The organism is Ligilactobacillus sp. UO.C109 (assembly GCF_026847815.1).
Classification (GTDB): Bacteria; Bacillota; Bacilli; order Lactobacillales; family Lactobacillaceae; genus Ligilactobacillus; species Ligilactobacillus salivarius.
The window spans coordinates 458,176-470,500 of record NZ_JAPSFH010000027.1 but is presented as its reverse complement, the minus strand read 5'-3'; the positions used below and the strand labels follow the sequence as shown (position 1 = coordinate 470,500).

The following is a 12,325-nucleotide window of genomic DNA, read 5'->3' as shown; positions in this document are numbered from 1 at the left end:
GTATTTATTAATCTTAGAGGGAACTTAAGAAAGGAATAAGTGATGAAAGAAGAGATAAAAGAAAAACTTCAAGAGTTTCTAGAAAATAATAAATGGCAAATAGTAACCATTGTAATAGCAATAATTGTAACACTAATTTTTGTTTTACCTACTAGACACTCAGATAGTGATACTTTTGAAATATCTAGTAGCAGTACATCTCAAATAAGTAAAGTTTCTACATCTGTGCCGCAAGTTAAATCTAGTGTAGCTAGGAAGGAAATATTTGTAGATATTAAAGGAGCTGTTAAACATCCAGGTCTGTATAAAGCAAAACCAAATCAAAGACTAGCTTATATTATTCAACAAGCTGGAGGATTAGAAAATAATGCGGATGTTAGTAAGCTTAATTATGCACATAAATTAAGTGATCAAATGATGATTTATGTGCCCAAGCAAGGAGAAAACTATACTGGTGATGTAATTATAGAATTGCAATCGGAAAACACTATGAGTAGTGATACAAGTAATAGCAATACAACCGAGGAAACCGAAGATAACAATAAAATAAATCTTAATACTGCTACTAAAGAACAGTTAACACAATTGAATGGAATAGGAGACAAGAAAGCTGAGCTGATTATTTCATATCGCGATGAGCACGGCAAATTTAAAACAATTGATGAACTAAAGAATGTTTCCGGTATAGGAGATAAAACATTTGCTGCAATCTCAGATAAATTAACAGTTTAAACTATGTTATACTAAATAAAAACATATTTGGATGGTGAATTTTATGACCGATAAAAGAATACCTTGGAATCAGTATTTTATGTTACAAGCAGTATTGCTTTCATTAAGATCAACATGCGAAAGATTATCAGTTGGAGCAATTTTAGTTAGGGATAAGCGTGTAATTGCTGGAGGATACAACGGAGCTGTTTCTGGTGATGATCATTGCATTGACGTAGGTTGTTACGTTGTTGATGGACACTGTTTACGAACAATTCACGCAGAAATGAATGCAGTATTACAATGTTCAAAATTTGGAATTCCAACAGATGGGGCAGAAATTTATGTTACAGATTTTCCTTGTTTACAATGTACTAAATCATTGTTACAAGCAGGTATAAAGAAAATATATTATATGCGTAATTATCATAATGACGATTATGCGATAAGATTATTGAAACGAAAAAAAGTAGCAGTTGAACAAGTTAAAGTTGAACCTAAGTATTTAAATACAGTTTCAATAAATATTGCAGAAAATTAGGAATAAAAATTATTGTACAGGATTGTTATTTTTTTCTGTGCAATTCTTTTAGTGGTTATTGAATTACTATTTTTTGAATTCAATTATATTTTTATAGTGGTACTATGTTTAATTTGTTTGAGGATTTTATGTACTAAAAGTATTTGTATAGTAAACATTTGTTTAATATGGTGCCTAGGATGTATAACATATATTTTTAATTACTATCAATGTAGTAAAAGTAGAGAAATAAAACAAGAATTAAGTGTTAAAAACCAGCATATTTTGGTATATGCAGATAATATAAAAGTTAACGGAGATTTACTGACATTAACAGGAAGATGGTTAGAAGGAAAACAACAGATATGTACTTATTATTATTTAAAATCTAAAGCAGAGCAAAATTATTTAAAAAAACAAATAAATAGTGATGTATATACTGTAACAGGAAAAATTAAAGGAATTTCTCCTCCTACTAATGAAAATGAATTTGATTATAAAAAATTTTGTCAAAGTAAAAAGATATATAATGGGTTAACTGTTAAACATATAAGTTTAGAAAATAATAAAGTTCCCTCTAAATATAAACTTTTATGTAAATTACATGATTTAAGAAAAAGTATAATATGTTATCTACAATTATTTCCTAAGTATTTACGAGGATATTCAACAGCCTTAATAGTAGGGTATAGGGATGATAGATTTGATGATGTAAATAGTAGTATCAAAGAATTAGGCTTGTTATATCTTTTTAGTTTATCAGGAATGCATGTTTTTTATTTAGTGAGAATTCTGCAAAAATTAGCACAAATACTACGGATAACAGCAGAGACGGTAGATATGTGGTTGATCATTTGTCTTCCCATATATATGATTTTAGCAGGTTCTTCATCAAGTATTATACGTGCAGTATTTATGGTATGGATACCTATATTTAGTAGATATTTTTTATCAATAAAGATAGATAAATTAACTTCATGGTCATTGACGATAATTATAAACCTATTATATTCACCAATGATATTATTTACTATGGGGATGCAGTTAAGCTATTTGTTGACGTTAGTTTTAATTCTAAATGAGGAAGAAAATAGCATAAAGATTGGTATAAAGATGAGTGGATATAGTATACCATTAATGTTATGGCATACATATCAATGGAATGTACTAACTACTTTTCTATCTATATGCATTATTCCAATTTTTGAATATATAATTCTACCATTTACAATAATAGGAGTACTATTAAATGTCTTCTCAAAAATTAGTAATACTATTTTGTTTTTAATTTCGATCTTCTTTGAGAAATTAGCAGATAGTTCACCTATGATAACTTTTGGGAAACCGTATCTAACGGTAGTTATACTATTGCTATCACTTATGATCTGTTTAGAAGTTAGCAGGAGAAAAAATGTAATTATTTATCTACAAGTATTGGTATATATTTTTTCATATAGTCAAATACATCGAAATAAAGACGAATTAGTTTACTTTGACATCGGGCAAGGTGATGCTACTCTAATCAGAGAAAAAAATAATAATCAAGTAATTTTAGTAGATACAGGTGGGAAAGTTAGTTTTAAGCATGAAAAATGGAGAAGTAGGGTAAGCCAGACTAGTGGCGAAAGGGTTATAGTCAATTATCTGTTAAGTAAAGGAATTAATTCGATAGATAAGCTTTATTTAACACATCAAGATGCAGATCATGTTGGTAATTTTCCAAGTATTAGTCAAAAAATAAAGATCAAAAAAATTTTGGTTCCTTTAGGAATGGAGAAATTATCAAGTTTTAATAAAAGATTGAATGAATCGAATATCTGTAATGATAAAGTGGTAGAGCCTATTACTGATACTAGTGATCTTTCTAAAGAAAGAATAGATATTTTACATCCATTTGTTGAAGGAAAAGGGAAAAATGAAGATTCTATAGTTCTAAAATATACTATGGGCAGGCTAATTTTTTTAATTACGGGTGATTTAGATCAAGAAAATGAAATAAAAGTAATAGAAAAGTACCCTGATTTACGGTGTGATATTTTAAAAGTAGGACACCACGGGAGTAAAACATCAACTGCAGATCAATTTGTAAAAATTTTAAAACCTCAATATGCTATTATTTCGGTAGGTCTTAATAATAGGTATGGACATCCTAATATTGAAACATTGAGGACATTAAATGCAAATGGTATTCCGTATTTAATGACTTCCGATAAGGGAATGATAAAAGTAGTAAATGTGTCTAAAGACAAATTTTTTATGAGTACTAAATATGGAAAAATATTAATTAGAAAGTGAGATAGAAAAGTGAAAGTAGATGAGTTGCGCAAAGAAATAGAAAATAATAGTCTAAAAAATGTTTATTTAGTTTTAGGGGAAGATACATATCTTAATAATAAAGTTAAAGAATTATTTTGGAACTATATTCCTGAAAGTGATAGGGAATTTAATGCCGCAATTTATGATATGGAAACTACTTCGATTGCAACCGCAATAGCAGATGCAATTTCTGCTCCTTTTTTTAGTGAAAAAAGATTGGTGATTATTACTCATCCATATTTTTTAACAGGGGATACAAAGAAGCATTCTATCGAACAAGATGTAAATGAATTGATAGGATATTTGCAAAATCCTTCTCCAGATACTTTGTTAGTAGTATTAGCAAGTTATGAGAAGTTAGATTCACGTAAGAAAGTAGTTAAAGAGTTAAAGTCAAAAGCTGAAATAGTGAATACTTCCTCATTGAATGAATCTGAGATAAGACAATATCTTATAAAATATTGTGATGAGAAAAAAGTTATAATTGAAAAAAGAGCAATAGACAGATTAATTCAATTAACCAATGCTAATTTCTCTAAAATAATGAATGAACTTTCTAAACTAATAATAGCAACTGTTAATACTAAAAAGATTACAATTAGTGAGGTAGATGGATTAGTTACAAAATCGCTGGAACAAAATGTTTTTGACTTGGTAGATTTTGTTCGTGATAAAAAGATAAAAGAAGCATTTGAATTATATCATGAACTTTTAGAACAAAAAGAAGAGCCAATAAAAATAAATGCGATCTTAATTGGACAATTTAGATTACTTTTACAAGTTAAAATATTACAGAAGCATAGTTATGATCAAGGAAGTATTGCCTCAACTTTAAAAGTTCATCCCTTTAGAGTGAAATTAGCTATGCAGAATGCTCGTAAATTTAGCAATAATAGTTTGAAATCTGCTTACTTAGGTTTGGCCGAAATAGAAGAAAAGTTAAAAACAAGTAGTCAGAATCCAGAATTGTTGTTTCAATTATTTTTGACAAAATATGCGTATAAAAAATAAAGGTTGAGATTTTTAATCCCAACCTTTATTTTTTAATAACTCAGTCATTTGCTTTTTAAAAACTAATAACTCAGAGCTTAAAATTACTGGTAATTTATGTAAGTCGTCAATAGTTTTACAACCTAGCATCAACATAATTTTTTTAATTTCAACTTTTAAATTAGTTATATATTCAATTAAACTCTCAGTTCCTTGACGTAATAAAATATGTAAAAATAGGCCAGAAATACCAACATTGTCAGCTCCTAAAACTAAACATTTTACTATATCAAGAGAATTTCTAATTCCGCCAGAGGCAGTGAAAGAAATGTCTTCATCTACAAGTTTAGCAGCTACTAAGGATTGAGCAGTAGTCATACCAATATCTTGCAAAAATGCTAATTCTTTTTGTTTACGGCGACGATTTTCAATTTCTATAAAATTAGTACCACCCTTGCCAGAAAGATCGATATACTTAACACCAATATCAGCTAATTCTTTAATAGTTATAGGAGTTAATCCTTGTCCAACACCCTTAACAAGTAAAGGAAATGATGAATTATTAACTATTTCACGAATATTATCTTTCCACATAAATTCAGTATCGCCTTCAGGCATGACTAATTCTTGAGAAACATTAAGATGCAGTTCCATTGCATTAGCATCAATCATTTGTTGAGCAACATTGAAGTTTGAGTAAGAATGGCCGGCTCCAAGGTTACCTAACAAAAAGCCATTTGGATTTAGTTGCCTTATTTTACTGAAATTTGGTGATAAACTAGGATATTTTAAAGCAATACTTTGAGAGCCACAGGCCATAGGTATATTTGCTTTAGCAGCAACAGTTGCTAATTTATAGTTTATATCATCAGTTTGTGGACTTCCTCCAGTAATTGCGTTAATAAAAAAGGGGACAGGAATATCTTTACCAACTAGCGTACTTCTTATATCTATATCTGATAAATTTAACTCAGGTAAGTTACTATAAATTAATTGAACTTCATCTAACTGATTAGATGATTGAGTTTTAAAAAATTTTTTAGCTAAAGAAAGATGTTCATTTTTGCGATGTTGATGAATTTTCATAATAATCTCCTGTAATTAATCTTGATAAACGTGCAATGATAATGGGACTATTCCATTTTCTTTCCAATAAGTAAATAATGGCTCAACATTCATAGATTTATCAATTAGAACAATACCACAATCTCCTCCACCAGCACCAGAAGTTTTTGCTGCTCCACCAAATTTTTCTGCAGAAGTGATAAGTTTAGTTAGTAGGGGAGTTTCGATTTCTACAGAACTCAAACTAGCTAAATTTCGGAGTAATTCACGATTATATATTAATGATTCTTGAATTTTGGATAGAGAATTTTCCTTAAAACCAGTAATCATTGTATCGATACATTTCCAACTATTTTCTAAAAAATGATTGTATTTATTTTGATTATTAGCCTTATGAAGAGCAACTGCATCTACTAGATGTGAAGTTGATGCAGGAGATCCAGTCCAACCTATTAGAAGATTTAAGTTATCAGGTGGAGTCAATTGAGTAACTTTCAAATTAGGCCAATTTAAATCTAAAAGTTCGGAAATTGTGTAGGATCTTTGAGCGACTTTAAGCCATTCTTTATCGAAAGAATGATAAGCTATCCAACCACCGTAGACACTAGCAGCGATATCCCCTAAAGAACCGTTTCCTTGAACATTTAAATGAGCAATGGAAGCTAGTTTGAAAAGATGCTCTTTTGATAAATTTAGTTCATAAAATTCAGATAGAGCTTTAATAGTTGCTACAGTGACCGCAGCAGAAGAACCAAGTCCATATTTCTTTCCATCAGGACTATCTAATTCACTATCAATTTTTAGATGATAGAATTCCATTTTTTTACCTAGACTTTGGGCATATTCTTCGACTAAATTAATAGCAGATAAAATATAATGAAATGGATTGTCTCGATTATCAAAAATAATTTGATTACCTTCTCGTTTCCAATATAAAGAGTTTTCTTTATATTGTTTAGAAATGATTGACCCTAAATCATTACTCTTTTCTAAATTTACATATACAAATTGATCTAAAGCCACTAGAATAGCTGGTTGTCCAGTTTCAACAACAGCATATTCACCAGCAATGTATAATTTTCCTGGAGCTTTGACAGAAATCAAAACATCATAACCTTTCTTTGTAAATTAATCAAGATATTGTACACCTGGTCCCGCTGAAGAAACTAAAACTTCAGTGTTAGGAAGATTTTTTTGTAAAAAGGAAGTGATACTAGCAGTATCTTTTCCTAGACAAATAATTTTAACATTTGGACCAGCATCCATGGTGTAATAACATTCAACTCCCATTGAACGTAATTCTTCTACAAGATTCATAACTTGAATACTTTCAGGAGAAAAATAACTAAAATGTGGATGAGCGCTTAAATTTAAAGCATGCATCTTCATAGCATTTTCTTCGGCTAATTCACCCATAGTGGTAAAATCTTGTTTGCTAATAGCTTCTTTCATCAATGGAATAGAGCGGTTAGCCTCTTTTATCCAAGAATTATAATAAGGAGAAGTATTAACAACAGTTTGCATACCAGCACGCGAAGTTATTTTTTTTGGTTTACTATTTATAACAACTGCAATCATTTTTATGTCCCAAGACACATTTTCAATAAATGGAACAGCATAAGAATTTAGATCATTATCACCTGCTTGCCATTCAACAAAACCACCATAAATAGAGCGAGTAGCTGATCCCGATCCACGTCTAGCTAAACGAGATAAATCGCGACGAGATAAATTCATACCACTAGCTTTACTTGCAGCAGCAGCTAATGCAGCAAAAGCAGAAGCGGAAGATGCTAATCCAGCAGTTGTAGGAACATGATTAGTTGAGTTAACCTTGGCGAATTCTGAAATACCAGCTTTTTCTCGAACGATATTCAAAAATTTATGCACATTTTCGTTAGGAATTTCTTTTCCATTCAGAATAAAAGTATCTTTAGTATAACTTGAATCAAAAGTAACTGAAGTATCAGTATAGAAATGATCCAAAGTTAGTGATAAAGAATTATTCATAGGTAGAATAAACTCTGTATCTTTTTTTCCCCAATATTTAATTAATGCAATATTTGTGTGTGCTCGTGCAGTGGAATGATTGGACACGATAAATTCCTCCTAAAGATTCGATAGGGGCTCTATCCAATTTTTAGTAACCCCGTGTTGATTTAAAATTTTAGCAAGTACTTCTGCCTCTTTTTTTGTCTTCAATAAACTGATAAAACATCCACCACGACCACCACCAGTAAGTTTACTGCCTAGTGAACCGTTTTTAAGTGCTATATTAATAAGATTATCTAATTTAGGAGTGCTGACACCTAAAGAAATCAAATCTTTTTGGGCTAAAGTAAATGTTTTTCCGAGTCCTACTATATCATTATTAGCCAGTTGATCTCTAGTGGTTTGTGCTAATCTATCTAATGCAGCTAACTTTGATGAAGTTGATATTTCGTCTGTATTAAGTTGATCTTTAACAATTTTTATTGCTTCACTTGTTTGACCTTTAATACCACTATCACTAATTAGTAGATAAGCATCCAGGTTAATTGGAATAGGTGTAATTTCTTTATTACGAATTAACCAGATAGGATTATCGCTAGCACTAGTTGTAGCATCTAAACCGCTAGGATTGTTATGAGTAACTTTTTCAGCAATATCAGCGTATGATAATAGTTTTTTATGATTAATTCTAGTATCGGTAGCGTTGTAAAAACAACGAATAATAGAAATCGCAACGGCAGCTGAGGATCCCATACCTCTTTCTGCGGGTAATTGACTGGATAAATGTAACTCAAATCCATTTTCTATACGTAAGTCAGAAACTAATTTTAAAATTAGTTTCTTAATACCGAGCATATTTTTAGGCATATCATCAACTGAACCATCATAGTAAGAACTTGTAATAGTTTGTTCACTTGATGATGGTATAACTTTAATACTTGCAGTTGCGGTTACGGTTTTTAATGGCAGAGCGATTGCTGGATGACCATATACGACAGCATGTTCACCAATTAAAATAATTTTTGCATGACTAGAACCCTTAGCATCATGAAATATATGCAAATCACTCTTCTCCCTTCGAATTTTTATATACCTCTATAAGTAGTACAAACAGTGTAATTATACATGTTATTAATGATATAAACAATAATATAGCTAGGGATTTTTAAAAGAATATTTTTAAATTTAGATAAAGAAATAGGGAGTAGGTATCTGTAAAAAGTACTTGGAACAGTAAAGTATGTATACTGGTAATAGGAAATTATGCTAAGATTAAGTTGATTGAGAATTTTTAGCAATGAAGGTGAGATTAATGATAAAAGAAAGAATATATGCAGTGGTTGATTTAGAAACTACAGGTCCTAAACAAGATGGTAGCGATAAAATAATTCAATTTAGCTGTGATTTTGTACAATCAAATAAAATTGTAAATCATTTTTCTACCTTAATAAATCCAGGAATGCCTATTCCAGTTGAAGTAAAGAAACTTACAGGAATAAAAGATAAAGATGTACGGTACGCGCCATATTTCGATGAAGTTGCAGGAACAATTTATGCGATGTTGCAGAATACAACTTTTGTAGCGCATAACGTGAACTTTGATTATAGTTTTTTGAGTTCTGAATTGGAAAGAGCTGGGTACCCAGAATTGGAATTACCAATGATGGATACAGTTCAACTGACACAAATAATTTATCCAACATTAGTCTCATATAGGTTAATAGATATTAGTAAGTATCTACAACTTTCTCATATACATCCTCATAAAGCGGATAGTGATACTAAAGCAACAGCTGAATTATTAATTAATTTAAAAAAGAGAATTGAAACTTTTCCCTTAATTCTATTGCAAAGATTAGCGAAAATGGGAGATTCTTTAATTGCTCAAACAGGTAAATTTTTTAATGAAGTATACCTTAATAAAAAGGATAGAGAAGAGAAGTTACCTAATGATTTAATGGTTGTAGAAGATATTGTCTTAAAAAGGCCTAAACTCATAGACGAAAAAATATCAAAACAAGAATATCCTGAGACAAAGGATGAAAAGCAAAATCTTTTTTCTGAAGTCTTGGAATGGCGTTCTAGTCAAATAAAAATGATGGATGATATTAATAATGACTTGAATGAAAAAAGATCAAAAAAATATGTATATGATGCTGCAACTGGGATTGGCAAAACATTAGGCTATCTAATGCCTATTGCATATAAAGCTACTGAAGAAAAAGTTGTAATAAGTACTGCTACTACAACTTTACAAAATCAGTTAATAGATAAGGATATATCAATGTTAAAAGAAGTTATTCCTTTTAATTTGAATATTGTGAATTTAAAGGGAAGCCAGCATTATATTGATATAGATAAATTCTACCAAAGTTTATCTATTCCTCAGTCAAAAAAGGCTACTCAAATACAGATGACTTTATTAGTTTGGCTTATGGAAACTTCAACTGGCGATATGGAAGAACTTAACTTATTGAGTATGCAAGATACAATTTTTGCACAAATAGAGCATCATGGGATAAGAGGACTGAATAAAAAAAGTGCATTTTATTCAGTAGACTTTTTAAAGCGGCAAGAAATTTTGAGAAGACATGCGAATATAATTATTACAAATCATGCTTATTTATTAAGTCATGTTGATAAATTAGGTGGAAATGACACAGTATTAATAGTTGATGAAGCACAGCACCTGAATGATAATTTGCTTAAAGAAAACAGAAAAATAATAGATTTTGATCAAATAAAAATAATTTCTGATTCATTACTAGTAAAAATGGAATCACAATTATCTTTTTCATTTAGAGACTTGGTAGAGATAAATTTTATTACTAAAGCACAATATACTGAGTTAATAAGACCAATTCAAACTATAGACTATGAAATAATGAATCTAAGAGAAATTTTTATGACTTATCTTAATTCAAATATGAACAAAGCATCAGATGTATATGTTGAAGTTCCAATAAAACCTTTGAATCTTAGAGGAATGATTAAGGCAAATTTATTTATATTCAAAAAAATTGAGAAAGCTTTAAGAAATTTAAAAAGGCTTCAAAATAAATTTTCTCAAAAGTATAGCATGGCCATTGTTACTGGGAGATTAGGATTGGATGAAATTCAGTTAATAAATGATTATCAAAAGTTACTTAATCTTTTATTAAACGAAATGAAAAGTTGGTCATATCTAGATTTAAATAGATTGGAAGATGAATTGGAAACAGAGTTTATCTGGTTGACATATCCATATAAACAAGAAAATGGACATTTACGTTTGAATTTTATCATGTTAGATGGTGAGAACTTCTTAAATAATAAGGTATATCAAAAATTTTCTACAGTTTTGCTGGTAGGTGCAAATCTAGCTATGAAAGAAACTAGGGGTTACATGTTTAGACAATTAGATCTTAATGGTCAGGTTAAGATTAAGAAATACGATAATATTTTTGATTATAGCAAACAAACTAGAGCCTACATTTTAAAAGATACTCCGGATATAACGTCGATTTCAAAAAAAGAATACATAGAGTATTTATCTCGTGATTTAGAGAAAATATTGCTGAATAATAATAGACAGACAATGATATTATTTAATTCATTAGAAATAATTGAATCAGTTTATCCTAAGTTAGTTAAGAAAATTGGAAGTAAACGTGAGATTTTAGCGCAAGGTATAACTGGTAGTGTAGAAAAAATTAAAAAGAGATTTATGCTAGGAGAAGGAAAAATTTTATTAGGAGCAGGCGCTTTTTGGGAAGGTATTGATTTACCTGAAAATAATTTAGAGATGGTAATAGTCACACGATTGCCGTTCCAGTCTCCAGATACTGTCCTTAATAAAGCTAGGTATAGAAAATTAGAGAAGAAAGGGATTAATTCATTTTATAATTTAGCTTTACCAGAGGCAATTTTAAGATTGCAACAAGGGTGGGGAAGATTAATAAGAACGCCTAAAGATAAAGGAATATTTGTATTACTTGATTCAAGAATTGCCAATAAAAACTATGGGGAAAAATTTATTAGTTCGTTTCCAGATGGAGTTACTCTTAAAAGTTTAAAAATTGATGATTTACTAAAAGAAATTACTTCATTTTTTGGTGAATAAGGGGGAAATATGAGCTTTTTACACATATTTTATTAATTTTGAATTTTAAAGTTTGCTTTTTTTATTGTATAATATTGCTCAGATACTAATGATTTAATAGTATAGAATCAAATAGAAATTTTGGTGAGAAAATTGAGAAGAAAACATGATTCAAAGATAAATAAGAAATTTTATTTTTGGAGCACAATTATTATTATTGTTCTTTTAATAATTTTAGGTTACGCAAAAGCTCAAAGCCCGCAAGCTCAAGCAAAAAAAGAAGCTTATTTGGTGGCTAAGAAATATGGTAACGTAAGAAAAGTTGAAGACTTTTATGTGTTTAATAGAAAACAGACTTATTACACTATTTATGGTACAAATAAGCGTGGTCAAGAGGTATATGTTATTACTTCTCAAAATGGCAAAAAAGTAAATATATATGCACAAGATAAGGGGATTTCTGTAAATAAAGCTAAGAATATCGTTAAGGTAGAAAGAAATCCTAAAAAGATAGTAAAAACTTCCTTAGGATTGGTAAATAACAAACCTGTTTGGGAAGTAACATATTTGAATAATCAAAATAATATTTGTTATGATTTGATAAGTTTTAAAACTGGAAAGATCATAAAATCCATTCAAAACATATAATT

10 protein-coding genes are annotated in these 12,325 nt (G+C 29.6%); 6 read left to right on the top strand and 4 right to left on the bottom strand.

Going from position 1 to position 12,325, the window contains the following annotated elements; genetic code table 11:
* Positions 1–42: 42 nt before the first annotated feature.
* The 4 genes from OZJ21_RS06525 to holA are packed head-to-tail and all read left to right on the top strand — an operon-like array spanning position 43 to position 4,558.
* Positions 43–732 carry a helix-hairpin-helix domain-containing protein gene (locus OZJ21_RS06525; protein WP_087366223.1) on the top strand — a complete coding sequence of 230 codons (690 nt, stop codon included), beginning with the start codon at positions 43–45 and terminating at the stop codon, positions 730–732.
* A gap of 43 nt (positions 733–775) precedes the next feature.
* Entirely contained in the window at positions 776–1,252 is a 477-nt protein-coding gene (locus OZJ21_RS06520; protein WP_003706127.1) for a ComE operon protein 2, read from the top strand.
* 51 nt (positions 1,253–1,303) lie between these two features.
* The gene (locus OZJ21_RS06515; protein WP_268857654.1) at positions 1,304–3,526 is read left to right on the top strand and encodes a DNA internalization-related competence protein ComEC/Rec2; all 2,223 of its coding nucleotides are present in this window, start codon (positions 1,304–1,306) and stop codon (positions 3,524–3,526) included.
* A gap of 9 nt (positions 3,527–3,535) precedes the next feature.
* Complete coding sequence (holA, locus tag OZJ21_RS06510; protein ID WP_081537946.1) at positions 3,536–4,558, top strand: DNA polymerase III subunit delta; 1,023 nt, start codon at positions 3,536–3,538, stop codon at positions 4,556–4,558.
* 12 nt (positions 4,559–4,570) lie between these two features.
* On the opposite strand, the gene fni is transcribed toward holA, so the two are convergent.
* The 4 genes from fni to mvk are packed head-to-tail and all read right to left on the bottom strand — an operon-like array spanning position 4,571 to position 8,656.
* Entirely contained in the window at positions 4,571–5,623 is a 1,053-nt protein-coding gene (fni, locus tag OZJ21_RS06505) for a type 2 isopentenyl-diphosphate Delta-isomerase (RefSeq protein WP_268857589.1), read from the bottom strand.
* Positions 5,624–5,638: 15 nt separating this feature from the next.
* A complete protein-coding gene (locus OZJ21_RS06500) occupies positions 5,639–6,706 on the bottom strand; it encodes a phosphomevalonate kinase (protein ID WP_069469408.1) in 1,068 nt (355 codons plus the stop codon).
* A gap of 24 nt (positions 6,707–6,730) precedes the next feature.
* Entirely contained in the window at positions 6,731–7,699 is a 969-nt protein-coding gene (gene mvaD, locus OZJ21_RS06495) for a diphosphomevalonate decarboxylase (protein WP_081534105.1), read from the bottom strand.
* A gap of 12 nt (positions 7,700–7,711) precedes the next feature.
* Positions 7,712–8,656 carry a mevalonate kinase gene (gene mvk, locus OZJ21_RS06490; protein WP_268857588.1) on the bottom strand — a complete coding sequence of 315 codons (945 nt, stop codon included), beginning with the start codon at positions 8,654–8,656 and terminating at the stop codon, positions 7,712–7,714.
* A gap of 250 nt (positions 8,657–8,906) precedes the next feature.
* On the opposite strand from mvk, the gene OZJ21_RS06485 reads away from it, so the two are divergent.
* Together OZJ21_RS06485 and OZJ21_RS06480 are read left to right on the top strand one after the other, a co-directional pair.
* Complete coding sequence (locus OZJ21_RS06485) at positions 8,907–11,696, top strand: helicase C-terminal domain-containing protein (protein ID WP_268857587.1); 2,790 nt, start codon at positions 8,907–8,909, stop codon at positions 11,694–11,696.
* Between the two features lie 123 nt (positions 11,697–11,819).
* Positions 11,820–12,323 carry a cell wall elongation regulator TseB-like domain-containing protein gene (locus OZJ21_RS06480; protein ID WP_268857586.1) on the top strand — a complete coding sequence of 168 codons (504 nt, stop codon included), beginning with the start codon at positions 11,820–11,822 and terminating at the stop codon, positions 12,321–12,323.
* Positions 12,324–12,325 lie beyond the last annotated feature (2 nt).